A 24,259-nucleotide genomic window follows, 5' to 3' on the forward strand; every position below is an offset into this window, starting at 1 on the left:
TGAGCGTTGGGCATATGCTGATATGGAATCTGATCGATAAAGGAGAATTTTCACATGGATGAACGCAGAACATTGGCTTGGCATGAAACATTAGAAATGCACGAGCTGGTTGCTTTTCAATCAAACGGACTCATTAAACTGAAGAAAATGATAAGAGAAGTAAAAGACCCTCAGCTCAGACAGCTTTATAACGTGTCTATTCAGGGTGTTGAGCAAAATTTGAGAGAGCTTCTTCCGTTCTTTCCACAGGCTCCGCACAGAGAAGATGAGGAAGAAGAACGCGCAGATAACCCATTTTACAGCGGTGACCTGCTCGGTTTTGCTAAAACATCTGTCCGCAGCTATGCCATCGCAATTACAGAAACAGCAACACCTCAATTAAGAAACGTACTGGTCAAACAGCTGAATGCTGCCATCCAGCTGCACGCCCAAGTTTATCGATACATGTATCAGCATGGATATTATCCGTCTTACAACCTTTCTGAACTGTTGAAAAACGATGTCAGAAACGCCAACAGAGCCATTTCAATGAAATAAAACAAGCAGCAAAGGAGTTTTCCCTTTGCTGCTATTTCTGCTGATCCTTCAGTAAGCCGTTCGAACGATAAGATTCCAGCACGTCTCTGTTGGATTCTCCCCATTCTTTCATTTGCAAAACAATCGGTTCAAGCGTTCGCCCGAATTCCGTCAGAGAGTACTCAACCTTGGGCGGCACCTGTTGATAAACCTCACGATGCACGATGCCGTCCGCTTCCAGCTCCCTCAGCTGAAGAGTAAGCATTCTTTGAGTAATACTCGGGCAGATTCGCCGAAACTCATTAAATCGTTTCTTGCCATCTATCATGTGATAAAAAAGAATTCCTTTCCACTTTCCGCCAATGACATCTAGAGTAAATTCAACTGGACAGCCTTCTTTGTTCGGGTATATATTCTTTTTTCCACTCATTCTTGACCCTCCAATAGTACCTTTTTTGATACTACATTACATTTTGCAACTAAGCTACCCAGTATTTTACACACCTTTTCTCCTTAGCTCAAAGAAAATGCTTCTTATTCACATCAATTTTTAAGGGTTTGCATGATTACACCTGCAGCAAGACGTGTTAAACTATATAAAGATTACACTACTTAAAAAAAGGATAGGAGCTATCATGGAAAAGATACTTATTTTCGGACACCAAAACCCAGACACAGATACGATTTGTTCTGCGATTGCTTATGCTGATTTGAAAAACAAACTCGGCTTCAATGCTGAGCCTGTCCGTCTCGGACAAGTCAACGGCGAAACACAATACGCGCTTGACTATTTCAAACAAGAAAGCCCGCGTCTTGTTGAAACAGCTGCAAACGAAGTAAACGGCGTTATCCTGGTTGACCATAACGAACGCCAGCAAAGCATCAAAGACATTGAAGAGGTTCAGGTTTTAGAGGTTATCGACCATCACCGCATCGCTAACTTTGAAACAGCTGAGCCGCTTTACTATCGTGCTGAGCCTGTAGGCTGTACGGCTACCATCTTAAACAAAATGTACAAAGAGAATAACGTGAAAATCGAGAAAGAAATTGCCGGCCTTATGCTGTCTGCGATCATTTCTGATTCCCTGTTATTTAAATCTCCAACTTGCACGGACCAAGACGTAGCAGCAGCAAAAGAGCTTGCGGAGATCGCTGGCGTAGATGCTGAAGAATACGGCTTGAACATGTTGAAAGCAGGCGCTGATCTAAGCAAAAAAACAGTGGAAGAGCTCATTTCTCTTGATGCGAAAGAATTTACACTCGGCAGCAAGAAAGTCGAAATCGCACAAGTAAACACAGTGGACATTGAAGATGTGAAAAAACGCCAAGCTGAATTAGAAGCTGTGATCTCAAAAGTTGTGGCTGAGAAGAATCTTGATCTCTTCCTTCTCGTTATCACAGATATCTTAGAAAATGATTCACTTGCTCTTGCAATCGGTAACGAAGCAGCGAAAGTGGAAAAAGCGTTCAACGTTACATTAGAAAACAACACAGCCCTCTTAAAAGGCGTTGTTTCCCGTAAAAAACAAGTCGTTCCTGTCTTAACAGACGCAATGGCTGAATAAGCAAAAAGCATCCCGCGTCGGGATGCTTTTTCTTATTCACCCAGCTTCTCAATTTGTCCCATCACATCAGTAATTTGCTTTGCGTTTTGGACCAGGTCTGACTGCTCCAATTCTTTAAGCGATACCTTGCCTTCCTCGGCTTGTTTCAACACCTCTTCAGCGCTTTTCTGCAAGGTTTCGTTATGCTCCTGAATGGTTTGATGAATCTCCGCTGCGGCATCAGGCGGCGTTAATTCATTAAAATCAGCGGCATCCTTCTGAATCGACTCAAGCTGCGCTTCAAGTTTTTCTTTCGCCTCGGTGTCATTTACAGCTTTCTCAGCCAATTCAGGCGCTTCCTCTGCAAATGTCTTCACCTTCTCCACATACCCCGCTGCTTCACTCGTATAGTTCAATCCGTCGTTCACCTGATCAAGCATGCCGCATCCGCCTGCACTCAAAAGTCCCACTCCGGCAAGTATTGTCAAAATGATCTTCATCTTCAGCCCCCTCATCGTTTCTTTTTCATTTTTTCTTTTAAGATCGGAATCAATTTCTCTTTCGCTAACGGCAGCCCTTTCCTCACCAATTCACGCTTCAGCCACTTTTTCAGCTTAGACATTCTGATGCTCCTCTCCCTTTTTGGTAAAAAATGAAAAAACTCCACCAATTTGGTGAAGTTCCTGAAACAAAAAGACCTTCACCAAATCAGATTTGGCAAAGGTCTCGCTAACAAATGAGATTGCCAGCAAAGCCGAGGACAACTTGTCCCGTAATGACGACTTTACTGTGAAAGCTACTCCCCTTTGGAGTGTTCATTTTTATTACTTTCATTCTAAAGCACCGATCTGTTCCAGTCAAATTCCTGCCGTTTATATAAAAGCGCGCTGTGGTATTTAAAATTTGAATGGTTTTTCCATCAGGAGATCATGCTATGACAGAGGAGGTTTTAATCATGAGTCAAGAGCGCGTGAAACGGCCTGGGCATACCAGATGGTACATATCTTCGTTACTTAGCGGCATTATTATTCTTAATTATTTTGACCGAGTGGCCATCTCGGTAGCGGCCCCTGCGATACAAGATTCGTTTCACCTTACTGCAACTGAACTCGGCATCGTGTTTTCCATTTACACCTATTCCTATACACTGATGCAGCTGCCTGTCGGAAGTTTGCTGGACCGTTTTGGGGTCGCATGGGTCACGAGGGTTGGAATGACAATATGGAGCTTTTTAACGATCCTTCTTGCTTTTTTGCAAGGAAAATTGCTGTTGTATCTGTTCCGGTTTCTCATTGGGCTGACGAGCGCCTCTGCGTTCCCTGCTGCCTCTAAAGCAACCGCTCTCTGGTTTCCTCCAAGTGAGCGGGGATTGGCAAACTCACTGTTTGATTCGGCCGCCAAGTTTTCAAATGTAATCGGCGCGCCATTGGTCGCCTTTCTTGTCACAACATTTGACTGGCGTGTCGCTTTTTTGACGATTGGATGCATCAATGTGCTGTTTACGATTTTTTTCTGGCAGTATTATGAACAGCCTGAACGGCACAAACGCATTTCTAAAAGTGAACTAAACTATATTCAAAAACACAATGCCATTACAACAGAGCAAATCCCTTACAAAACGGGCCCGCTTTTAAAAAAGCTTTTCACCAATCGAAAAGTATGGGGCTTAATGATCGGATTTACAGGTTACGGGTATACATTCAACCTGCTGCTCACCTGGCTTCCGACTTTCTTTAAACATACATACGGTATGGATCTCATGTCGTCCGGTTTATTTACGGCAGTGCCGTGGCTGATCTCAACCATTTCCGGAATTGCCGTCGGCGGCTGGCTCGTCGATTATTTTATTAAGAAAGGCTATCCTAACACCAAGGTGTACCGAACCGTAATCATAGTCGGAATGAGCTTTGGCTTTTTCTTTTTAGGCTCCATTCTGACGAACAATATTACCGTAGCCATTATTTGCATTTCCATCGGACTCGCCGGAATTTCAGCAACCGCTCCAGTCGGCTGGTCCATCTCCGCAGAACTCGCGCCGATCGGTTCCGTATCCATGCTGAGCTCCATGGTGAATCTCGCAAACAACCTGTTCGGAGGCATTATTGCTGCGTCACTGACAGGGTATTTGTTTGATGTGACAGGCTCCTTTACCCTCAGCTTTCTGGTAGCTGGTTTTGTGCTGTTGCTGGGATTGGTTTTTTATGTGTTTGTATTAGGGGATGTAAAACGAATTAAACTGGAATGAAGAGTGCTTGCTGAAAAGCACTCTTTTCTTTGAATCCGCCAGGTGTTATTTTCTTTCTCCCACATTCACTAGTCTGTCTTCGGACGAAAACACCACCATTTTATCCTTGACTCCAACCAAAGGTAAGGCCTCATAGTGAAAGAAGAAAGGAGGAGTCGGATGGTGAAATTAACAGTAAAAGAACTATCCAATATTGCGAATGTCACAATCAAAACGCTTTATCATTACCACAAAATCGGCTTGCTGGCCCCAAAGGAAATAAGCGAAGCCGGATATCGGTACTATGGTGCTGAAGAACTAAAAAGACTGCAGGAAATCCTTTTTTACAAAGAATTAGATATTCCTTTGTCAGAAATTAAAACATTACTAAATGAGGATGCTAAAAGAACAAGTACATTAGAAAAACAAAAAAAGCTGTTTGAAAAGAAAATTGAAAAGTATCAGCATCTCATTCAAACAGTCAACACATCTTTAGAATACACGAGAAAAGGTGAAAACATGGATCATAAGGTAATGTTTAAAGGATTTGAAAGCGCTGAAGAATGGAAACAATCTTTAGCAGAACAAAATGGGTATTTAAAAGAGCGTTACGATTTTGAATTGGATACACATACAATCAATGTCGATGAAATGAACAAAATGGCAATAGAGGCTAAACATTTTCTTGATAGGATGGCTGATTTTTTAAGAAATGGTGTAACGTATCATGACCCTTCCGTGCAAGAGCATGTCATGAATCATCTTAAGTTCCTAAATCAGAACGGGCATCCGACAAGTAAAGAAGACTACGTAAAACAAACACGTTTTTTTATGCAAGATGATTTCCATAGAGGAATGTTAGAAGAGCAGCAAACCGGTTTATCTTATTATTTGGTTGTCGTTGCAGAACACCTGTAGTGTTTTGTCACCCTTTATAGGGTGACAGCCATCAGGATTACGAGACAGCACCGCCAACAATCGAAACATTCTGCCGGTCAACGGCAAAACGCCGTCCGTTCCATTTCAATACGGTTTGAACATATCCCAATGAGTCGGCGTTATACCTTCCCGCTATCCGCTGGTACGCCAATAATTCGTATACGCCGTCTCTGTCAAAATCAACCGGATACAAGCCCGATAAAGGATTCACCCATCCTTCTATCGGCATTTTTAACACACCTTGGCTGTCATAAATCTCATTCAAATATTCCCTGCCCTTGTAAGTAAGGTCGAGGATATACGTTTCGTTTTGCTGATGACTGAGGACGCTCGCTTTATATTGATTTTGATACCTCACACTGTACTTTAATTCATCATTCAATACATCTGAATTGAAAATTCGCCGGAACTGCCTGTTTAGATAGGCAAACACATATGCATAAATAGCACCGCCGCTTCCCCCTGTGTCCATTACTACTGCCACATCCTCAATCTTGTCGCCTGTCATATCCCCCAGAAAAAGTGACGGATTGTATCCCATATTGTTTTGAAGCTGAATCCGCTGCTCCTGATGGGTTCTGCCATCACGGATCACCAATGTGATATCTCTCCATAACGGGCTGCCGGGCATTTGATTTCCAGTTAGAAAGACCTCGTCAATAACGCCGTCTCCCGTTACATCGCCGCGGGTAGATGCAATGATTGCACGTGAGGAGACAGGCTGCCGAAATACGTATGGATGTTGAACAAGTTCTCTGCCTTCATAAAACCAATAAGGAGCCATTCTGATGTCATACACATTCAATTGTGTCACCTTCCCTAATCAGCTGAATGAATCATTATATGCAGGAATGGCACATCAAAGACATATCTTACACACCAATTAAATCCGTACCATATGAATTATCAATTACACAAAGCCACTCGCCTTGCGCACTCTTTTTAAATACATAGGTCGCCCTTCTTTCCATCGCATACTCGGAGTCCTTTTTATCCGAATCAAGCAGTGTCTGAGAAAGAACGAGTACCGTGTCACCTGCTTCCAACAGGATCATTTTCCCTTGTGTCGGGACAATATGATGATTGAAATAGTTCGCAATCGTGATAAACGCTTTTTTGATTTCTTCCTTGCCTCGCGCGATCATGCCCGGCTTCACAACTAAAACGGCATCTTCCGAATAATAATTCATCAGTGTATCAAAATCTTCATTTTGGATTGCCAAATCACACGCAGAGATGATGTCTTTCAATTGCTGTTCCAAATGAATTCCCCCAATCATCATGATTGGATATATTATACATCGCTAGACCACTGAAACCGTGAAAACAAAATGAAAAGTATCCTTTTTTCCTATATAATCAAATAGATATATTTAACAAAGTACCCAAGTGAAGGGGTGAATATTATTGTCTGCGGAAGTAACGTTACATGACAATATACATCATGATTTAAGTGCGGATTGCCAGCACTGTTTTGGCCTGTGCTGTGTCGCCTTGCCTTATGCGAAGTCGGCAGATTTTGCTTTTGATAAAGACGGGGGCACGCCTTGCCGCAACTTACAATCAAACTATCAATGTTCTATACATAAAGATCTCAGAGAAAAAGGATTTCGAGGCTGCTCTGCATATGAATGCTTTGGCGCCGGCCAAAAAGTATCCCAAATCACTTATGAGGGAAAGGATTGGCGAAACAGCCCCGAAACGGCCAACCAGATGTTTGATGTTTTTCCTATCATGCAGCAGCTGCACGAAATGCTCTGGTATTTACATGAAGCTCTTTCTATAGATATAGCCAAGCCGATTCATGCTGAACTGAGAACCAGTTTCGAAAAAATAGAAAGGCTCACCAGACTCAGCAAAGAACGCTTGCTGACACTGCAGGTGGACGAGCATCGAGCTGAGGTCAATGAATGGCTGTTAAAAACAAGTGAACTGGTGCGAGCCCAAGCCCGCCATCCAAAACTCCCGAAAAAGGTCAGCCGGGGAAGTGTCCTGATCGGCGCGAAACTGAAAGGGCTTGATCTGCGAGGAGCAAATCTAAGAGGGGCGCTGCTCATAGCCGCCGATCTGAGAAATGCCGATTTGAGAATGACAGACTTTATCGGTGCAGATATGAGAGACGCTGATCTCAGCGGCGCCGACCTGACCGGGAGCATCTTTCTGACACAGGCACAGGTGAACGCCGCCAACGGCGATTCGAACACAAAGCTGCCGCTGTCTTTACGAATCCCTGCCCATTGGAAATAAAAAAGGACCCGCTAACGGTCCTTTTTTACTGATCAATTCAATCCTTTTTCGTTCCTTTTATCCGGCACTTTCGCACTTCTTGCCAAGTATCCCGACAGCCATAACGCAACCAGCAGCATGAAGGTGATCATACCGACAACGCCCAGCCAGTGAAAAACAGACCAGAATAGCCCTCCGATTGTTCCGAAAACACTTGAACCGGCGTAATAAAAGAACAAATACAGCGATGAAGCCTGTGCTTTGTTGTGAAGGGCTCTCCTGCCCACCCAGCTGCTGGCAACTGAATGCCCTCCGAAAAAACCGAATGTAAAGAGGGCAATCCCCAGAATTTTCACTGCCAGCATACTGTTTATCGTGAATAAAGCACCTGCAATGACGATGAAAATATTCATCACCAGTATTTTTGGATAGCCATATCGATCAACCATTCTTCCAATGAAAGACGAGCTGAAAATGCCTACAATCATCACAATAAATATCCAGCTGGCAAATGCTTTATTAAGCGAATACGGCGGGCCCAACAGCACATACACAATGTAATTAAACAATGCAACATTGCTTCCAAGCAGCAAAAAACCAATGAGAAACAAGCTGAATAATTTTCGGTCCCTCAAGTGGCCGACCAGAGACATTCCCAATTTCCCGAGCTTCAATTTTCTTGGCGTAAAATGCCTGGATGGCGGCAAATTCATAAAAAATATAATACTAGCAATCAAACTAATGACACCAATTGCCCCCATCGCCATATGCCAATTCAAGTACTCGCTCAGGAGCCCGGAAACGATCCTTCCGAAAACGGCGCCGATTGCATTTCCGCTGATATACAGCCCCATCGCCGACCCAAGACTTCCGGGTTCAATTTCTTCCCCGAGATAAGCCATCGCAATCGACGGAAGGCCTGCGAGCGCAACGCCTTGAATGGTTCTCAATACGAGCAGCGTATGAAAGTTCGGACTAAAGGCCGATGCCAGACAGAGAACCGATGCGGCCAGCATGGAAACACCCATAATCGGCTTGCGCCCCCACACCTCGGATAATGAACCAAAGACAAGCATGCTCACAGCTAACAGCATTGTGGTAACAGATAAAGAAAGACTCGCCGCAGTAGGCGTTACATGAAATTCCCGCGTGAATTCCTCCATGAGCGGCTGTACGCAATATAGAATCGCAAATGTATTGAAACCCGCAGCGAAGAAAGCAAACGTAATTTTTCGAAAAACCGGTGTGCCTTTTTGAATGTATGTCATCGGGACTTTATCGGTCCCTCATCATGTTGTGGAGCACTGCCATTCATAAACAACCATCCTTTATTTCTTCCGAATTCAAACATCCTCGAGTCTGTTTATATTATTATCTTAGCACCGTTGATATATGTTGTATAATGCATATAAAATATCGTTTTCATGCTTACATGTAATAAAGGAGGGATGATAATTGGAATGGGAACAACTTGAATATTTTCAAACACTGGCCCGGATGCAGCACGTCACGAAAGCCGCAAAAAGCCTCTCCATCACACAGCCTGCGCTTTCACGCTCTATCGCCAGGCTGGAAAATCATTTGGGCGTCCCGCTATTTGACAGGCAAGGACGATCCATTAGCTTAAATCAATACGGACACATTTTTTTGCGGCGGGTTCAGGCGATGATGAAGGAGTACACTGAAGGAAAAGAAGAAATCCAAGCCTTATTAAAGCCAGACCAAGGCGTAGTCTCTCTCGGTTTTTTACATACATTAGGCACCACGCTCGTGCCCGATCTCATCGGCTCCTTTCAGCAGGAATACCCCAACATTGCCTTCCAGCTGAAGCAAAACCACTCTTATTGGCTGCTTGAACGGTTAAAATCCGGGGATCTGGACCTCTGTCTCCTCGCTTCGATTAAGCCTGAAGATCCGATCCAATGGATCAAGCTGTGGAGTGAAGAACTCTTTGTATTTGTGCCAAATGATCACCCATTAGCCAGTCGCGAAAGCATTACCCTGAATGAGATTGCCGGGGAGCGTTTTATTTTATTGAAAAAAGGCTACGCGCTTCGGATGACGGTCGATGAGCTGTTTGAGAAGGCCAATATACAGCCGAACATTATGTTTGAAGGAGAAGAAGCAGCTACTGCCGCAGGTTTTGTGGCAGCCGGACTGGGCATATCTATTCTGCCAGACCTGAAAGGCTTAGACCAAAGCAAGATCACCAAAATCCGCGTCAGCTGGCCGGAATGTCAGCGTGTCATAGGAATTGCCTGGATAAAAGGCAGGTTTTTATCACCGGTTGCTGAGACCTTTAAACAATATGTGATCAGCCATTTTTCTGAGTAGGGAGGATTCAAGCATGAATGTCAAAAAAATCACGTCAGAACAGGATTTACATACAGCGTTTGAAATCAGAAAGGCAGTATTTGTAGAGGAACAAGGCTGTCCCATTTCGGATGAATTCGATGAGTTCGATACACTCCACGGTGATTGCCAGCACATCCTGGCTTATCATCAGAATGTACCTGTTGGCACGGCACGTGTCCGTATCGTTGGCCACACGGGGAAACTGAAACGAATCTGCATTCTGAAGTCTTACCGCAAATTCGGTTTGGGAAAAGTGATCGTCGATGCATTAGAACGTATTGTGAAAGAACAAGGCATTTCTGCCTTCAAACTGCACGGCCAGACACAGGCGGCAGGCTTTTATGAAAAGCTCGGCTATCAGACTGCATCAGAAGAATTTATTCTGGACGGCATTCCGCATGTGCTGATGACAAAACAAGACGATTCTGCTTTATAGATTGTTCACAAATTTGTCACTTATGAGCATGAACGGATCATTGGTATACTAATCACCGATTATGGAGAGAAGGAATGATTGTATGCCAGCAAATAAAAAAGAGAGTCTTATATTTGGCGTGATGATGTGTTTTGGAATGGTCTGCGTTATGTCGATTTACAATGCCATCATCAACGGAGCCATTCATGATTTTTCACTGTTGACCGTTTTTGAAATGGTCATCGGTTTTATGGTCGCCCTCCTGTTCGATTTACTGTTAGTGGGCCCCCTCGCCAAGAAGATTGCATTCCGCATGCCGTTCGACAAGACTAAAAAAATTTATATCATCCTTGCCATGTCAACTTGTATGGTGATTGGCATGGTACTTTGTATGTCTGTGTTCGGTTTAGTGACAGCGGTTCTAGCAAATGGGCTGAACGGGGACAGCCTCTTCAGTGCTTATCTTATAATTGTGTTGAAAAATTTCATCCTGGCCTATCCATTGCAATTACTGATTATGGGCCCATTAGTCAGAGGGATTTTCATGAAATTTGTAAAACCAAAGCTCACAGCCGCAATTTAAATAGAAAAGGAGTGAGCCTGACACTCACTCCTTTTGCTCATGAATCGAATGTAAAACAAGCTCCGCAAAAGCCTCTGCGGCAGGCAGCTGCCATTTTTTCTTTTTGGGTGTGAGTAAATCGGATCGAGGGCTTCACCATGCTGGAGATTTTTCAGCTTATGTTTTTCACTTCCATTAATCCCTATACCTTACCACATAGTTTTTATACAATTCTTCGTTATAAAGGATTTCTTCGCCATGTGAAGAGCAAATGAGCGTTGGTTTGATTTGATCTATAATCGCACCGCTATCGATGTTCTCATTTATATCAACACTGAATCTTCTTATAGGTGGGTGTAAATCCTCCTTACTTGTGATAAAAAGGTCACCCGTTAAAAGAGTACGATCGATTTTATGATCATACACGACATGCCCCGGAGAATGGCCAGGTGTTAAATAGTATTTCAGAGGCAGGTGAGCAAGCGTTTGCTCCGTCAGCGGCTGGACAATATGGGCTACCCCTGTGTTCTCCACTTCATTTTTGTTCGGATATGGCTCTTCCCCATTGATGTACTTTAGTTCTTTCTGGTGCGCAAAAATCGGAATATCAAATCTCTCTAACCATTTTGATGCACCTCCGATATGATCACTGTGGCCATGGGTAAGCAAAATGGCTTTTGGATTGCCGATCGCTAACGCTGCCCTAATTTGAGCATCAGCAAAACGTTCTATTCCCGTATCAACAATATATACATCATCACCATCTTTGATAAACCAGGTATGAACCGGAATCCGAAGAGGCACATCAAGCTCAAATTCACATTGATAGACATGCTCTGATAATTGTCTCAAGTTCACGCAAACCACTCCCTTTGGAGATTTTTGATAGTTTAAAAGAAAAATAGAAGTGAACGGACTATTTTCAAGGCATATTATCTTGAAAATGGTCCCACACTCCAGCGGACCGGTATTCTTGAGGAGGAGACGCCGATTTTCGCCAGCATCAGCTCGACTTGTTAACATTGTCCATTAATAATCCCTCTTGTTCCCCTTCTTCACATACTCCCAATCACGTTCTATATTCTTCCTCACTCTATGAAGGAGTGCAGAAATGGTTTCCTTTTCCTCTGAAGTAAAACCGGACAAGGCCACTTCCGTGGAATGTTCTCCTTCTCTTCTTAACAATGGATATACCTTTTTCCCTTTCTCAGTCGGGAACAGTTTTTTTATTTTTTTATTTTGCTCATCCGGCAGTTTTTGAATAAATCCCTGCATTTCCAGCTTCTTAATGGCCCGCGCGGCCGTTGTCCGGTCCACTTTTATCATTTCCGCCAATTTTTCTTGAATAATTCCCGGATTTTCGTATATACGCACGAGATAGAGATACTGCCCTCTTGTTAAGTCTAAATCTTTAAATTCGATGTTGCTTATGGAATCCAACGCTCTTGCTATCATGCCGATCTCACGCAAAATATCATTCATTCCTAAAACCCCTCACGTATTTTTGTTGCAATTACAACAAAAATGTTTTAACCTTACTATTATAAGACCACATGCATGCTGTACAGTCCAGACTAATATCAGAAAAGGATTGATTCATAATGAATATAAAAAGAATAACAACTGAAGCTGATTTACATGAAGCTTTGAATATTAGAAAGACGGTTTTCATTGAGGAGCAACATGTATCGGAATCCGAAGAGTTCGATGAATTTGATACGCTCCAGGAACAATGCCAGCATGTCTTGGTATATCATGAGAATCAGCCTGTCGGCACGGGCCGTGTGCGCATCGTTGACCATACAGCAAAGCTGGAAAGAATATGCATCCTAAAACCTTACCGTAAGTACGGATTGGGGAAAGTCATCGTAAGCGGGTTAGAAGAAATCATAAAAGAAAAAGGATTGACTGCATGTAAGCTGCATGGTCAAACACAAGCAGCAGGCTTTTATCAAAAACTGGGCTACCAGATTTCTTCACAGGCATTTATGGAAGACGGCATCCCTCATGTCTTGATGACAAAAGACATATCGCGGATTTAACATGAAATATATTTTTTACGGATTAGGCATACTCATATTAAGTTTGGGCATTTCCTTAACCATACAATCAGGACTGGGCACATCACCCTTCGATGCCCTTTTGGTTGGTCTGTCAAAAGAAATCGGTCTTACCGTAGGGAGCTGGGAGGTCCTTATTTCTGTGATCCTCTTAATCTGCAACGCTATATTAACGAGAAAAAAACCTATTTTGCTAGGCTTAATTACAGCATTCATTACTGGAATAGGCATTGACCTATGGTTGTTTGTTGTAAAAAACACCATCTATCTAAATGCGTTGTTAAGCAAACTGATTTGTTTCGGAATTGGATTGGTGCTCATCGGTCTTGGAACAGCCATCTATCTTCAGACGAAATTCGCATCAACACCCATCGATCATTTAACACTTATTATCCGAGATCTCTCCAAAAGAACAATCTTGTTTTCAAGAACATTGGTATACGCTCTTTTCTTAGTATTAGCCATCATCTTTAAAGGCCCTATCGGCATCGGAACCCTATTAACCGTCTGTTTAGGAGGAATGATCCTTCACGTTTTTATGCCTATTGTGGAAAAACAATTCTTATCAAAAAAAAGAAGGGGTTAAAAAACCTCTTCTTTGAAAAAACGAAACGCAAAACAAGCTACGTTTCGTTCAATAATTTTATGATAAATTAAAATTTATAGTACCAAAAAATCGCAATTTCATTTGCTGTTGGAAGGTTGGAATAAAGCATCGTATCAACTGCACCTATTATAAAGTGATGTTTGGCATAAAAACGACAAGCTGAAACATTAATATCTTGTGTTTCAAGCATAAGACCACAAAAGCGATTCTCCTTTGCCCACTCAATCGCTTTATGTAATAATGCTGTTCCAACGCCTTTTTGTCTATAGTCTTTTGCAACGGCAATGTCCTCTATTAGTGCATACCCATTCCAGTTAGAACGAATCTTAATCCGACCGATGCAGTTGTTTTCAACATAATATAAAAAAACCGCTTTTCCCTCTTCTTCAACATAACTAACATCCATTTCATCATCTTCATATTGTTTAAAATAAGGTTTAGAAAATCGTTCCTCAGTATATGTCCAAACACCGTTTTCAAAAGCAGGTATCATTCTCCCAAAAACAACGAAAGGTTCATTTGGTTTATTGAAATCTTTCAAATTCAATTGAGTCATTTTAATGATCATATCAATCTCCGCCAATTGAGATAATATTTAGTAAACTCGTTTCGATACTATTCAATAACAGCTTCCAAAAGAGAACAGCACTAGGTAAGGCATCCATTACCTTATATATTTCACTATCTTAATGAGGTATTTCAACAGAGGCTTGTGGTACAGTAAAAGAGAAAATAAGATGAACCTATGCCCACTAACAATAAACTCAATGAGAAATATCATACTTCCTTCAACTCGCCCACAACCCTGTTGACTAGTATCCGTGGAGAGAGGAAGCTTTGACACAGCTTCTGCCATTGATGACATCTCTATTGAAGTATCCAAAGGACAACCAAGGATCGCTCTTTGACTTTTTCAAGAAGAAAGTAGAGTGAATAAAGGAGTGATTGAGTATGTTAACAAGAGAAGATATCTTTAAACACGTCAAAGAAAAATACGGTACATCGCCTGATTACCCGTGGGAGAAATACCCAAACTATGCTTCTTTGAGACATACATCAAACAAAAAATGGTACGGTCTTATCATGAATGTTCTCCCAGAAAAATTAGGCTTGGATGGTCATGGCGAAATAGATATTCTAAATCTAAAATGTCCCCCTGAAATAAGTGATAGCTTAAGAAACGGGGAAAATGTCTTACCCGGATATCATATGGATAAGGAACATTGGATTTCAATTGTTTTAGAACGGACAGATCCAGAAGGCGAAATCTATAACTTAATCGAGCAGAGCTTTCATTTAACCAAGTGAAGATAAAGAGTGTTTCTGCTAATCGAGCTGCGGAGAGTAGTGGGCACTTTCATTTTAGATATTGTTCTTCACTTTGTCCACAAACGCAACTTAGTCCATCTGGTGTGTGAGTGGGAGAAGAATTTCTACCAACTTCTTATGGAAAAGGATGAATAGTTATGACAAATAACTTAAAACAGAGAAGAATCATTTTAGATTTAGCAGTTACTTTAGATGGTTTTATTGAAGGGAAAAATGGAGAAGTTGATTGGTGCATTATGGACCCTGATATGGGGTTTACTGATTTCTTAAATCAAATTGATACTATTTTATATGGCAGAAAAAGCTACGATTTATGGGGACAATATATTCCAAAAAATGAAGATCCTGATACAGAAAAGGAACTTTGGAAATTGGTCCATAGTAAAAAGAAATATGTTTTTTCCAGAACACAAAATGAGATTGATAATCAAGCCATATTTATAAATGATAATATTCTTGAAGAAGTAAATAAATTGAAGAAAAAGTCTGGCAAAGACATCTGGCTATATGGTGGAGCGAGTCTCATTACAACTTTTATAAATTTGGGGCTTGTTGATGAATTTAGATTATCTATTCACCCTGTTGTTTTGGGAGAAGGAAAACCGTTGTTTATTGATGTAAAACAGAGGATAAATTTAAAAATGGTGAATACAAGAACATTTTCCTCTGGCGTTGTGCAAATCGTTTATCATTGGAATGGCTAAAAAAATCTTTCCCTCCAAAATATACATTGTAAGGTAACACTCGACAGTTATTTTTCTTATTGAACTAAAGGGGACTCCAATGGGTTCCCCTTAATACTATTGAATTATCAACTTTAACAGAGCTAAAAATATCCATTCTCTTGTATTAAAAGAAAAGAAGACTGGAAAGGACGCATTAACATAATTAAACATTATAGTATATTTCATTCTCCCTCTTTTAAGTAAATCGGCTAAGAGGTGATCCTATGCCCACTAACCATAAACCCAATAGAATTAATCGCTGAGAAGTCTACTTATTTTACTTCAACATGCTCATAACCCTGTGGACTGGTTCCCTTGGGGAGAAGAAGCATATGAAAAAGCGAAACGCGAAAACAAGCCTGTTCTCGTATCTATGGGGTATAGCTAACGATGGCTAATCTAAAGAACATGCTATTGATGCCATGTTTATTCATTTTACAAAAAAGGATCAACCTTGGATTACTTTCACAAGATTGACCCTTTCACTCATTTAGCGATGCCTCCGCGAACGTTTATATACATTCAAGATTACTAGCCAACAAATAACAATGGTTCCTGCAAAAAGTATGAGCATATTGCTATACAAATAGGTAGAGTGATCAACGTCAATAGGCAGCAGCCTATTGTCTAAGAAGCCGATAGATAATAAACCGCCTACAATCGCAATACCCGTTCCCTCTGATAAAAAGCTCGTGAAATTAAGCAAACTCATTCCAGCGCCCGCTTCCTTTTCTTTCAAACTGCTAGACACAACTGTAGATATAACTGTTTTTGTGAAAGATAGCCCCCCAAAAACAAAAATTACTATAATTGTCATGATCCATGGTGCTGCATCTATAAAAAAGGCAGCGATTAAAAAGCCGGAAGAAAGCAATGCACTTCCAATAGTTAGTACATACAAGGAACCTTTCCGATCAACAAGCAATCCCCCAATGTAACCAAAGATGATGACACTCATTGTTCCGGGGAAAATAATGCCGCTTCCAATTGCTGCAGTACTTAAATGGTGAACATCTTTCATCATGTAAGGAACCATAGAGACAAATCCTGCTGCTGTACCAAATATTAGTCCTCCGCAAAGGGTTCCAATCACAAAAAAGACGTTTTTCCCTAATTCAGGGTCAACAAAAGGGTCCTGAGCTTTCCTAATGTGTTTCACAAATATGAAGAAAGCAAGGATACTGATGATCAGAAAAGAAAATCTATAAGATGTTGTAAACAGCATAAAAAATACGATACCTGCAGACATCAATATAATCCCTGCCATATCAATGTGTCCTCTTATTCTCTCTTCCTTTTTCAACAATTTTATAAGAAATGGAACGGTGATAATTGTTGCAGTTGGAATAAGCAGCAAATACGACCAATGGATATAATGAGCAACCATTCCGCCAATAGCTGGCCCAACACCTTCTCCCATTGCTACTAAGGACCCGATCAGGCCAAATGCTTTCCCCCTGTTCTCTTTTGGAATATAGCGCGCAACGACAACCATCACAAGAGCTGGGAATGCGGCTGCACCAATCCCTTGAATAAACCGGGCTAGAATGAGTATAGAAAAGAAAGAGTGTCCAACAAATCCAATGATCGACCCTAAGCCATTTACCATAATCCCAAATAGAAGCAGATTTTTGATGCCCAGCTGGTCTGATAGCTTTCCATATAGAGCTGTTCCAATGGAGAAGGTTAACATAAAGGCAGTATTCACCCAGTTTGCACTTGCTGGCAGTTTATTAAACTCGTTGGCAATATCAGGTAATGAGACGTTCAGAACCATTTCATTTAATACGCTGAAAAATGATAGAACACAAAGCCAAATCAAAACTTGATTGTGCCGTAAAGTTGACTGTGAATAAGACGTATTCACAATTTCCCCTCCATTAATGAGGGCAGACGCAGTTTATAGGGTCATTGATACGCTTCCCTCTTTTAATTGTACCCTGTTCATTTTATTGCACTTCATAATAACTCCCCCTACATTTGATTGATATGATCTTATTATATATAGACTAAGGTTTAAACTTTTACTTTTTTTATAAAAATTTGACCAGATTGCGAAACAAGGAAAAACGTTATTCGCATTTATCTCAAGTGGCAAAATGAAACATTAGTTTATATTTTCACATCACAATTATCGATAAGCAGTCAGTTATTGTATTTGTTTAGGATAACTGTGGTAACCTGAATATAACCAACTTAGGAAGAAGGTGATCCCATGCCAAATAAAAGTAAACCCAATAGATTAATCGCTGAAAAGTCTCCTTATTTACTCCAACACGCCCACAACCCTGTGGACTGGTTCCCGTGGGGAGAAGAAGCATTTGCAAAAGCAAAACGCGAAAACAAGCCGGTTCTGGTCAGCATCGGTTATTCGACATGTCATTGGTGCCACGTTATGGCTCACGAAAGCTTTGAAGACGAAGAAATCGCGCGTCTTCTCAATGAACGGTTTGTGGCGATTAAAGTCGACCGGGAAGAGCGGCCGGATGTGGATTCTGTTTATATGAGAATCTGCCAGCTGATGACCGGGCAGGGCGGCTGGCCGCTGAATGTGTTTATCACGCCTGATCAGAAGCCGTTTTACGCGGGTACATATTTTCCAAAGACGAGCAAATTCAATCGTCCTGGTTTTGTTGATGTGCTTGAGCATCTGTCTGAGACGTTTGCGAACGACCGTGAGCATGTCGAGGATATTGCGGAGAACGCCGCTAAACATTTGCAGACCAAAACAGCCGCCAAATCAGGCGAAGGCCTTAGCGAGTCAGCGATTTCCCGGACATTCCAGCAGCTTGCCAGCGGGTTTGATACGATCTACGGCGGTTTCGGGCAGGCACCGAAATTTCCGATGCCCCATATGCTGATGTATTTGCTTCGTTATCATCACAATACGGGGCAGGAGAACGCTTTATACAACGTGACGAAAACGCTGGACAGCATGGCGAATGGCGGCATTTACGATCATATCGGCTATGGGTTCGCCCGCTATTCGACCGATGACGAGTGGCTCGTTCCCCACTTTGAAAAAATGCTGTACGACAATGCGCTGCTGCTGACCGATTATACAGAAGCCTATCAGGTCACGCAAAACAGCCGCTATAAAGAGATTTGTGAGCAGATCATTACGTTCATTCAGAGGGAAATGACTCATGAAGACGGAAGCTTTTTCTCTGCTTTAGACGCGGATACAGAAGGAGAAGAAGGAAAGTACTACGTGTGGTCAAAGGAAGAGATTCTAAAAACGCTCGGAGACGATCTCGGAACGCTGTATTGCCAAGTGTATGACATCACTGAAGAAGGAAACTTTGAAGGCAAAAATATTCCTAACCTCATTCACACAAAGCGAGAACAAATCAAAGAGGATGCCGGGTTAACCGAAAAAGAGCTCAGTCTCAAACTCGAAGACGCAAGACAGCAGCTCTTGAAGACACGCGAGGAAAGAACCTATCCGCATGTCGATGATAAAGTGTTGACCTCATGGAACGCGCTGATGATCGCGGGTCTTGCGAAAGCGGCAAAGGTATACCAGGAGCCGAAATATCTCAGCCTAGCGAAAGACGCCATCACATTTATTGAAAACAAATTAATCATCGACGGCCGTGTGATGGTCCGATATCGTGATGGCGAAGTGAAAAACAAAGGCTTTATCGACGATTACGCTTTTCTCCTATGGGCTTATCTGGATCTCTATGAAGCTTCGTTTGATCTTTCTTATTTACAAAAAGCGAAGAAACTGACAGACGATATGATCGGCTTATTTTGGGATGAGGAGCATGGCGGATTCTATTTTTCCGGGCATGATGCAGAAGCCTTAATCGTACGGGAAAAAGAAGTGTACGACGGCGCCGTGCCTTCCGGAAACAGTGTGGCAGCCGTTCAGCTGCTTCGTCTTGGACAAGTCACAGGCGACTTATCACTAATTGAAAAAGCAGAAGCGATGTTTTCCGTGTTCAAGCCAGACATCGACGCGTATCCGAGCGGCCATGCTTTCTTTATGCAAAGTGTGTTAAGGCATCTGATGCCTAAGAAAGAAATCGTGATTTTTGGAAGTGCAGACGATCCAGCCAGAAAACAAATCATAACGGAGCTTCAAAAAGCCTTTAAGCCTAACGACTCCATTCTGGTGGCAGAGCAGCCCGAGCAATGCAAAGACATTGCGCCATTTGCAGCAGACTACCGCATCATAGACGGCAAAACAACCGTGTATATTTGTGAAAACTTCGCCTGCCAGCAGCCGACAACAAATATCGAAGAAGCCATCCAAACGTTAATAAGCAGCAGGGATTAAGACCCTTGCTGCTTACTTTTTGATTTCTTATGGTACCATAAAGCGATCCCCGCAAACACAAGATTGACCGCTATCGTAAAGAAAGCCTCCCACATCGGGTTCCCCCGCGTAACCGTAAACAGAGAAGGAATTCCTCCATACACACTGTTTTTTTCTGTAATAAACATACACAAAAACATATTATTCGCGGCATGGGCGCCAAGTGATATTTCGATGCTTCCAGTTTTAATCGTGTAATAGGTCCACACAAAACCAAATGTTAAATACTCAATTCCTGCCCAGACAGCGCCATTGTTCATTTCTGGATTCGCAAAATGCAATACGCCAAACAATCCTCCGACAATCAGTGTCAAAAATAGAGGATTTTTCGTCAATCTCCCGAAAGCTTGAAGCAAAAATCCCCTGAAAAACAGTTCCTCAGCTGATGTCTGAATCGGAACCAAAATGAGGGCAGCCGCTAGCAGCCAGATAAAGCGTGAGGCATTAAACTCTTGCATTGAATAGCTATCAGGATGAATCGCAAAATCAATCAATTGTACGGCGATCATCAGCAAGAAATAAGCAATAAAACCAAAGGAAATTCTCCGCCAATTCATCTTTGAATTTGGTGTAATCACAGTTCGGAAAGGCCGCTTCAAAATAAAGCGCACAGCCAGCCAAACTCCCGGAATGGCGAATAAATAAATCACATGGGACAAATAAAGATCTACGAGAGGATCACTCAGCACAGCTTCATCCAAATCAAACGTGATATTGGGATTCACAATAACCGTGAACAGTATAGCGAAAAGGTAAGCTATATTCCCGAATACATATAACCCTACCATCACCAAAAAAGCGAAAAAATATCTCCACAACGTATTGTTTCCTTCTATAGGACGGATAAATGAATTCATTCCTTCTATGTCTCTTCCTTTCAATGAGAATATTACTATATATTTGCATAAATTGGTCTATGAATCTACTGTTTTGGAAATCTTTCAAGCAAAATTAAAATATAAAGTGTGAATTTAGTTCTTCCATCTAGTGATTTGAACTCTGTTGCCAATGAACCAAGATACTTATAATAGTCCCAAGAGGGGAATTTTCAGTCTTTTCTTACTACTCAAAAGGGGGTTTTTTATGAATACGATCTTCAAACAAAAGAATACACATCCTTTCTCAAACGCAGCGAATCGTTTAGACCGCCTTCCGATTTCACGCGTTCATTTCCAAGTGTTAACCGCTCTCGGCATTGTTTATTTCTTTGATCTCGCAGATTTATTTACCCTCAGCAATGTAGCGCCGGCACTGATCGAGCATTGGGGCATCCCGCTTTCAACTATTGCTAACGTAACGGCTGCTTCGTTTTTAGGCATGTTTTTAGGCGCTTCACTGGGCGGACGGCTGTCCGATCGAATCGGCCGCAAAAAAGCCTTAAATCTATTTGTCTTTGTTTTCTCAATCGCATCGCTATGCAATGCTGCGGCATGGGACATTCCATCTTTAATGACATTCCGTTTTCTCACCGGATTTGGCGTTGCAGCCGCCATGGTCATTACGAATAGCTATTTGGCGGAATTTTTCCCTTCAAGTGTACGTGGAAAATATATTTCTTTTTGTGCCATGATTGGATTGATCGGGGTGCCGATCACCAACATTGTGTCTGCCTTTGTCATTCCTCTTGGTTCATGGGGATGGAGGCTAGTATTTGTATGGGGTGCCGTCGGCCTTATTTATTTTTTCTTTATTCGACGGCTGGAAGAGTCGCCTCGCTGGCACGAAAATCGCGGGGAATATGCGAAAGCCGATGCGATCCTCAACCGAATTGAGGCACAGGTTGAAAAGGAGAAAGGCCCGCTTCCAGCAGCATCCCAGCCTAAAGTAAGCGAAACTGTTAAGCAGAATGCAGGTTATGCCGGCTTATTGAAAGGCAGAAACCTCAAAATCACCATCGTATTATCTGCTGTATGGATTTTTGAAACGTTTGGGTTTTACGGATTTGCCTCATGGGTTCCAAGTCTGCTAAAAAGCAATGGCGTCACCATGGAAAATACATTGTGGTATAACGTATTGCATTCCGTCGGCGCTCCGCTTGGTGCACTGCTCGGCTCCATGATTTCCGAAAGATTTCAAAGAAAATGGATTTTAGCTGCGAGTGCGTTTCTGACGGCCATCGCCGGGCTCTTATATGGTATGACTTTTATTCCCATCATGATCATTGTATTTGGTTTTATCGTGAATATCACAGAACGGGTCTTTACCTCGAACTTATACGCCTATACATCTGAACCTTATCCGACTGAATACCGCTCGTCTGGCAGCGGTTTAGCCTATGGTCTTGGCCGTTTTTCAAACATTTTTGGCTCATTGCTTGTTGGATTTATTGCCGTTCAGCTCGGCTATATCAGCGTCTTCTTATTTATTGGGGGCTGCTGGCTCGCATGCTCCTTGCTGTTAATCTTCTTCGGTCCTAATACGAATGCAAAACAGATTTAAAAAAGTCAGTGCGGATCTGCCGCACTGATCTCATTACAATTGCTTCAAAATCCTTGCGGGGTTTCCGCCTACAACAGTATTAGCGGGTACATCCTTAGTGACAACAGATCCAGAAGCAATCACTGCGTTATCACCGATTGTCACTCCCGGGTTAATCACCGCCCGGCCTCCAATCCAAACTTGATCTCCAATTGTCACAGGCTTACCGAACTCCTTCCCGGATTTCCTTTCGATCGGATCAAGAGGGTGACCGGCCGTGTAGATATGTACACCTGGCGCAATCAAACAATGACGGCCGATACGCACCTCACACACATCTAAAATGACACAGTCAAAATTAACAAATGTATGATCTCCGATATGAATGTGATAGCCATAATCACAGCGGAATGTCGGCAAAATCGTGACTTGATCCCCAACCGAACCGAGCAGCTCCTTCAAAAGCTTCGTCCGCACTGCATCATCTTCCGGTGTTTCGTTGTATTGTCTAATCAGCTGTCTCGCATGTTTGCGTTCTAGTAATAGTTGTTGATCTTCCGAATTGTATAATTCTCCGGCTGCCATTTTTTCTTTTTCTGTCCTCAGCATGTAAGTCACTCCAGATGTCAGATTGTAATCTCGATCAAATTTCCTTCATCATCCTCAATCACACTTTCATAGTAGCCGTCTCCTGTTGTCCTCGGGCCGTTTACTACTGCGAAACCATCCGCCTTCAATCGATCAGTCAGTTCATCAACTTTCTCCCGGCTTCCAACGGAAAAGGCAATATGTGCCCAGCCTGTCATTGTTTGTGAGGGCGGATCGGTCACATTCCCTTTTTTCATAATCTCCAGCCTTGCTCCGGAATCAAACGTAATAAAATAAGACTTAAAATCTTTTTTCTCATTATGATACAAATCATTCGCTTCGCCATTAAAATACGTTTCATAAAAAGATTTCATTCGCTCTAAATCATTGACCCAGACCGCTGTATGTTCAATATGCATTTCTTCCTCCTCCTTCGCCTTCAATGAAGTTATAAGGTATGAAATGCATTTCAGTTCAAGCTTTTTTCTTAAATTTATGCTGAATTTTGATATCAGCGGGTTCATCCTGCAAAAATAGAGAAAATGCTGCGATGCCGAGCTGCTCAAGGTTCAAATCAAGCGACGGAAAACCAAGAACACGGCTGATAGAAGTATTCCCCTCGCCTATGATTTCAACATCCCAATTATTCTTTTTGGCAAATAGATGAATTCCAGCTGCCACTTCATCACTATTTGCATAAATAGCAGTTGGAACCCGCCCGCTCATATAAAAATGTTCAGCTGCCAGCTCACCATCATTCATATCGTTACATCCGGACAGCATATGGCGGTCTTCCAACCTTCCGCAGACAGCTTTATAGGCCGCAGCTTTATCAGCCGTGCTCGGGCTCCTATCAGCTTCTCTGACACACGTAAAAGCAATATTCTCATGCCCGCGGCTCTTTAAATAGCGAAAGCTCTCTGCATAAGCAGTTTTTCTGTCATTAAAAGCACAAGGAACATCAATGTCTCCGGTATCCTCACAAGCGATGATCGGCCCATATTCCTGATAAGCTAAAATGCTGTCCCAATGATTGGCGCGGGAAGTAATGATGAGACCGTCTATTTTCTTCGTTCTTAACAGCTCTAAATATTTGATTTCAATATCGGGGTTATAATTGGTGGGGAGAAGGGTCGTTGCATACTCATACTGAAAAGCCGCCTTGGTGATTCCGTTAACGATTTTATCAAAGCAGGGATGATCGCTATAAGGCAGAATCACACCGACCGTATGGGTTTTCCCGCGAATGAGATCGATTGCGGTTCGATTTGGCGTATAATCCAATTCCTTCATGACTTGATGAACAAGCTTTCTCTTTTCTTCAGATACATAAGGATGGTGATTCAATACACGCGAGACAGTCGAAACAGATACATTTGCCAGTCTTGCGATCTCTTTTATATTTGCCATCTCTTTCTCCTTTTCAT

27 protein-coding genes and 2 pseudogenes are annotated in these 24,259 nt (G+C 42.2%); 15 read left to right on the forward strand and 14 right to left on the reverse strand.

From position 1 onward, the window contains the following. Positions 1-54 precede the first annotated feature (54 nt). Positions 55-537 carry a spore coat protein CotF gene (gene cotF / locus NSQ12_RS21480; protein WP_003243364.1) on the forward strand — a complete coding sequence of 161 codons (483 nt, stop codon included), beginning with the start codon at positions 55-57 and terminating at the stop codon, positions 535-537. Positions 538-568: 31 nt separating this feature from the next. On the opposite strand, the gene hypR is transcribed toward cotF, so the two are convergent. Further along, entirely contained in the window at positions 569-946 is a 378-nt protein-coding gene (hypR, locus tag NSQ12_RS21485; protein ID WP_014478546.1) for a transcriptional regulator HypR, read from the reverse strand. 205 nt (positions 947-1,151) lie between these two features. Here hypR and NSQ12_RS21490 point away from each other — a divergent pair, with 205 nt between their 5' ends. Further along, on the forward strand, positions 1,152-2,081 hold the full coding sequence (locus NSQ12_RS21490; protein ID WP_003226902.1) for a manganese-dependent inorganic pyrophosphatase: 930 nt from the start codon (positions 1,152-1,154) through the stop codon (positions 2,079-2,081). 32 nt (positions 2,082-2,113) lie between these two features. Here NSQ12_RS21490 and NSQ12_RS21495 read toward each other — a convergent pair whose 3' ends face one another. After that, positions 2,114-2,560, reverse strand: coding sequence for a DUF6376 family protein (locus NSQ12_RS21495; RefSeq protein ID WP_015715059.1), 447 nt, complete (start codon positions 2,558-2,560; stop codon positions 2,114-2,116). Positions 2,561-2,994: 434 nt separating this feature from the next. Between NSQ12_RS21495 and NSQ12_RS21500 the strand changes: the two genes are divergently transcribed. Together NSQ12_RS21500 and NSQ12_RS21505 are read left to right on the forward strand one after the other, a co-directional pair. Continuing rightward, complete coding sequence (locus NSQ12_RS21500; RefSeq protein WP_029726109.1) at positions 2,995-4,305, forward strand: MFS transporter; 1,311 nt, start codon at positions 2,995-2,997, stop codon at positions 4,303-4,305. 159 nt (positions 4,306-4,464) lie between these two features. Then, complete coding sequence (locus tag NSQ12_RS21505; protein WP_339175609.1) at positions 4,465-5,202, forward strand: MerR family transcriptional regulator; 738 nt, start codon at positions 4,465-4,467, stop codon at positions 5,200-5,202. A gap of 37 nt (positions 5,203-5,239) precedes the next feature. Here NSQ12_RS21505 and NSQ12_RS21510 read toward each other — a convergent pair whose 3' ends face one another. Then, positions 5,240-6,028: a hypothetical protein gene (locus tag NSQ12_RS21510; protein ID WP_339175610.1), complete on the reverse strand. Its 789-nt coding sequence runs from the start codon at positions 6,026-6,028 to the stop codon at positions 5,240-5,242. A gap of 67 nt (positions 6,029-6,095) precedes the next feature. Further along, a complete protein-coding gene (locus NSQ12_RS21515) occupies positions 6,096-6,485 on the reverse strand; it encodes a nuclear transport factor 2 family protein (RefSeq protein WP_130573102.1) in 390 nt (129 codons plus the stop codon). 145 nt (positions 6,486-6,630) lie between these two features. Between NSQ12_RS21515 and NSQ12_RS21520 the strand changes: the two genes are divergently transcribed. Continuing rightward, on the forward strand, positions 6,631-7,470 hold the full coding sequence (locus tag NSQ12_RS21520) for a pentapeptide repeat-containing protein (protein WP_003226887.1): 840 nt from the start codon (positions 6,631-6,633) through the stop codon (positions 7,468-7,470). 32 nt (positions 7,471-7,502) lie between these two features. Here NSQ12_RS21520 and NSQ12_RS21525 read toward each other — a convergent pair whose 3' ends face one another. Further along, positions 7,503-8,717, reverse strand: a complete 1,215-nt coding sequence (locus NSQ12_RS21525) for an MFS transporter (RefSeq protein ID WP_227058019.1) — start codon at positions 8,715-8,717, stop codon at positions 7,503-7,505. 187 nt (positions 8,718-8,904) lie between these two features. Here NSQ12_RS21525 and NSQ12_RS21530 point away from each other — a divergent pair, with 187 nt between their 5' ends. The 3 genes from NSQ12_RS21530 (at position 8,905) to NSQ12_RS21540 (ending at position 10,802) form a co-directional block, all read left to right on the forward strand. Further along, positions 8,905-9,783, forward strand: a complete 879-nt coding sequence (locus tag NSQ12_RS21530; RefSeq protein WP_015715067.1) for a LysR family transcriptional regulator — start codon at positions 8,905-8,907, stop codon at positions 9,781-9,783. Positions 9,784-9,796: 13 nt separating this feature from the next. Beyond that, positions 9,797-10,240 carry a GNAT family N-acetyltransferase gene (locus NSQ12_RS21535; RefSeq protein ID WP_227058018.1) on the forward strand — a complete coding sequence of 148 codons (444 nt, stop codon included), beginning with the start codon at positions 9,797-9,799 and terminating at the stop codon, positions 10,238-10,240. An 82-nt stretch (positions 10,241-10,322) separates the two neighbouring features. Further along, positions 10,323-10,802, forward strand: a complete 480-nt coding sequence (locus NSQ12_RS21540) for a DUF2798 domain-containing protein (protein WP_122895811.1) — start codon at positions 10,323-10,325, stop codon at positions 10,800-10,802. 24 nt (positions 10,803-10,826) lie between these two features. On the opposite strand, the pseudogene NSQ12_RS21545 reads toward NSQ12_RS21540, so the two are convergent. The 3 genes and pseudogenes from NSQ12_RS21545 to NSQ12_RS21555 form a co-directional block, all read right to left on the reverse strand. Beyond that, positions 10,827-10,960: pseudogene (locus NSQ12_RS21545) on the reverse strand (LysR family transcriptional regulator); the annotation flags it as partial. 16 nt (positions 10,961-10,976) lie between these two features. After that, a complete protein-coding gene (locus tag NSQ12_RS21550) occupies positions 10,977-11,639 on the reverse strand; it encodes an MBL fold metallo-hydrolase (protein ID WP_116315643.1) in 663 nt (220 codons plus the stop codon). A 171-nt stretch (positions 11,640-11,810) separates the two neighbouring features. Next, complete coding sequence (locus NSQ12_RS21555) at positions 11,811-12,263, reverse strand: MarR family transcriptional regulator (protein WP_003226875.1); 453 nt, start codon at positions 12,261-12,263, stop codon at positions 11,811-11,813. A 119-nt stretch (positions 12,264-12,382) separates the two neighbouring features. Here NSQ12_RS21555 and NSQ12_RS21560 point away from each other — a divergent pair, with 119 nt between their 5' ends. Together NSQ12_RS21560 and NSQ12_RS21565 are read left to right on the forward strand one after the other, a co-directional pair. Continuing rightward, on the forward strand, positions 12,383-12,823 hold the full coding sequence (locus NSQ12_RS21560; protein WP_128738552.1) for a GNAT family N-acetyltransferase: 441 nt from the start codon (positions 12,383-12,385) through the stop codon (positions 12,821-12,823). Position 12,824: 1 nt separating this feature from the next. Further along, positions 12,825-13,427: a YitT family protein gene (locus NSQ12_RS21565; protein WP_017695807.1), complete on the forward strand. Its 603-nt coding sequence runs from the start codon at positions 12,825-12,827 to the stop codon at positions 13,425-13,427. Positions 13,428-13,494: 67 nt separating this feature from the next. Here NSQ12_RS21565 and satA read toward each other — a convergent pair whose 3' ends face one another. Next, positions 13,495-14,016 carry a streptothricin N-acetyltransferase SatA gene (satA, locus tag NSQ12_RS21570; protein WP_227058017.1) on the reverse strand — a complete coding sequence of 174 codons (522 nt, stop codon included), beginning with the start codon at positions 14,014-14,016 and terminating at the stop codon, positions 13,495-13,497. A gap of 383 nt (positions 14,017-14,399) precedes the next feature. On the opposite strand from satA, the gene NSQ12_RS21575 reads away from it, so the two are divergent. From NSQ12_RS21575 to NSQ12_RS21585, 3 genes and pseudogenes are all read left to right on the forward strand, one after another. Then, positions 14,400-14,756, forward strand: a complete 357-nt coding sequence (locus NSQ12_RS21575; protein ID WP_029726097.1) for an MmcQ/YjbR family DNA-binding protein — start codon at positions 14,400-14,402, stop codon at positions 14,754-14,756. A 158-nt stretch (positions 14,757-14,914) separates the two neighbouring features. Then, the gene (locus NSQ12_RS21580; protein ID WP_015715072.1) at positions 14,915-15,481 is read left to right on the forward strand and encodes a dihydrofolate reductase family protein; all 567 of its coding nucleotides are present in this window, start codon (positions 14,915-14,917) and stop codon (positions 15,479-15,481) included. Positions 15,482-15,739: 258 nt separating this feature from the next. Further along, positions 15,740-15,887 (forward strand): annotated as a pseudogene (locus NSQ12_RS21585) (DUF255 domain-containing protein); the annotation flags it as partial. Between the two features lie 105 nt (positions 15,888-15,992). Here the strand turns inward: NSQ12_RS21585 and tet(L) are convergent. Continuing rightward, on the reverse strand, positions 15,993-17,369 hold the full coding sequence (tet(L), locus tag NSQ12_RS21590; RefSeq protein ID WP_339175617.1) for a tetracycline efflux MFS transporter Tet(L): 1,377 nt from the start codon (positions 17,367-17,369) through the stop codon (positions 15,993-15,995). Positions 17,370-17,717: 348 nt separating this feature from the next. On the opposite strand from tet(L), the gene NSQ12_RS21595 reads away from it, so the two are divergent. Then, positions 17,718-19,787 (forward strand): thioredoxin domain-containing protein, encoded by a 2,070-nt coding sequence (locus NSQ12_RS21595; RefSeq protein WP_339175619.1) that lies wholly within the window; start codon positions 17,718-17,720, stop codon positions 19,785-19,787. Here the strand turns inward: NSQ12_RS21595 and NSQ12_RS21600 are convergent. Continuing rightward, the gene (locus NSQ12_RS21600) at positions 19,784-20,683 is read right to left on the reverse strand and encodes a type II CAAX endopeptidase family protein (protein WP_015250787.1); all 900 of its coding nucleotides are present in this window, start codon (positions 20,681-20,683) and stop codon (positions 19,784-19,786) included. The two genes, NSQ12_RS21595 and NSQ12_RS21600, sit on opposite strands and share 4 nt — an antisense overlap. Positions 20,684-20,909: 226 nt before the next feature. Here NSQ12_RS21600 and NSQ12_RS21605 point away from each other — a divergent pair, with 226 nt between their 5' ends. Beyond that, positions 20,910-22,265 carry an MFS transporter gene (locus NSQ12_RS21605; protein ID WP_029318525.1) on the forward strand — a complete coding sequence of 452 codons (1,356 nt, stop codon included), beginning with the start codon at positions 20,910-20,912 and terminating at the stop codon, positions 22,263-22,265. Positions 22,266-22,298: 33 nt separating this feature from the next. On the opposite strand, the gene NSQ12_RS21610 is transcribed toward NSQ12_RS21605, so the two are convergent. Genes NSQ12_RS21610 through ccpB form a run of 3 tightly spaced genes read right to left on the reverse strand, consistent with a single transcriptional unit; the run spans position 22,299 to position 24,242 of the window. Then, positions 22,299-22,853 (reverse strand): sugar O-acetyltransferase, encoded by a 555-nt coding sequence (locus tag NSQ12_RS21610; protein ID WP_033884396.1) that lies wholly within the window; start codon positions 22,851-22,853, stop codon positions 22,299-22,301. Positions 22,854-22,870: 17 nt separating this feature from the next. Next, entirely contained in the window at positions 22,871-23,251 is a 381-nt protein-coding gene (locus NSQ12_RS21615; protein WP_144500413.1) for a VOC family protein, read from the reverse strand. 55 nt (positions 23,252-23,306) lie between these two features. Continuing rightward, entirely contained in the window at positions 23,307-24,242 is a 936-nt protein-coding gene (gene ccpB / locus NSQ12_RS21620) for a transcriptional regulator CcpB (RefSeq protein ID WP_088327380.1), read from the reverse strand. Positions 24,243-24,259: the final 17 nt, after the last annotated feature.

Origin of the sequence: Bacillus sp. PS95 (assembly GCF_037963565.1) — a bacterium.
Taxonomy (GTDB): Bacteria; Bacillota; Bacilli; order Bacillales; family Bacillaceae; genus Bacillus; species Bacillus subtilis.

Excerpts from the sequence above, each read along its gene's own strand:
- NSQ12_RS21605 (WP_029318525.1), top strand. The coding sequence starts at position 20,910 with ATGAATACGATCTTCAAACAAAAGAATACACATCCTTTCTCAAACGCA.
- cotF (WP_003243364.1), top strand. The coding sequence starts at position 55 with ATGGATGAACGCAGAACATTGGCTTGGCATGAAACATTAGAAATGCAC.
- hypR (WP_014478546.1), bottom strand. The coding sequence starts at position 946 with ATGAGTGGAAAAAAGAATATATACCCGAACAAAGAAGGCTGTCCAGTT.
- NSQ12_RS21560 (WP_128738552.1), top strand. The coding sequence starts at position 12,383 with ATGAATATAAAAAGAATAACAACTGAAGCTGATTTACATGAAGCTTTG.
- NSQ12_RS21525 (WP_227058019.1), bottom strand. The coding sequence starts at position 8,717 with ATGACATACATTCAAAAAGGCACACCGGTTTTTCGAAAAATTACGTTT.
- NSQ12_RS21565 (WP_017695807.1), top strand. The coding sequence starts at position 12,825 with ATGAAATATATTTTTTACGGATTAGGCATACTCATATTAAGTTTGGGC.
- NSQ12_RS21615 (WP_144500413.1), bottom strand. The coding sequence starts at position 23,251 with ATGCATATTGAACATACAGCGGTCTGGGTCAATGATTTAGAGCGAATG.
- NSQ12_RS21600 (WP_015250787.1), bottom strand. The coding sequence starts at position 20,683 with ATGAATTCATTTATCCGTCCTATAGAAGGAAACAATACGTTGTGGAGA.
- NSQ12_RS21505 (WP_339175609.1), top strand. The coding sequence starts at position 4,465 with ATGGTGAAATTAACAGTAAAAGAACTATCCAATATTGCGAATGTCACA.
- NSQ12_RS21495 (WP_015715059.1), bottom strand. The coding sequence starts at position 2,560 with ATGAAGATCATTTTGACAATACTTGCCGGAGTGGGACTTTTGAGTGCA.
- satA (WP_227058017.1), bottom strand. The coding sequence starts at position 14,016 with ATGATCATTAAAATGACTCAATTGAATTTGAAAGATTTCAATAAACCA.
- NSQ12_RS21500 (WP_029726109.1), top strand. The coding sequence starts at position 2,995 with ATGACAGAGGAGGTTTTAATCATGAGTCAAGAGCGCGTGAAACGGCCT.
- NSQ12_RS21595 (WP_339175619.1), top strand. The coding sequence starts at position 17,718 with ATGCCAAATAAAAGTAAACCCAATAGATTAATCGCTGAAAAGTCTCCT.
- NSQ12_RS21535 (WP_227058018.1), top strand. The coding sequence starts at position 9,797 with ATGAATGTCAAAAAAATCACGTCAGAACAGGATTTACATACAGCGTTT.
- NSQ12_RS21490 (WP_003226902.1), top strand. The coding sequence starts at position 1,152 with ATGGAAAAGATACTTATTTTCGGACACCAAAACCCAGACACAGATACG.
- NSQ12_RS21580 (WP_015715072.1), top strand. The coding sequence starts at position 14,915 with ATGACAAATAACTTAAAACAGAGAAGAATCATTTTAGATTTAGCAGTT.
- NSQ12_RS21540 (WP_122895811.1), top strand. The coding sequence starts at position 10,323 with ATGCCAGCAAATAAAAAAGAGAGTCTTATATTTGGCGTGATGATGTGT.
- NSQ12_RS21555 (WP_003226875.1), bottom strand. The coding sequence starts at position 12,263 with ATGAATGATATTTTGCGTGAGATCGGCATGATAGCAAGAGCGTTGGAT.
- ccpB (WP_088327380.1), bottom strand. The coding sequence starts at position 24,242 with ATGGCAAATATAAAAGAGATCGCAAGACTGGCAAATGTATCTGTTTCG.
- NSQ12_RS21610 (WP_033884396.1), bottom strand. The coding sequence starts at position 22,853 with ATGCTGAGGACAGAAAAAGAAAAAATGGCAGCCGGAGAATTATACAAT.
- NSQ12_RS21575 (WP_029726097.1), top strand. The coding sequence starts at position 14,400 with ATGTTAACAAGAGAAGATATCTTTAAACACGTCAAAGAAAAATACGGT.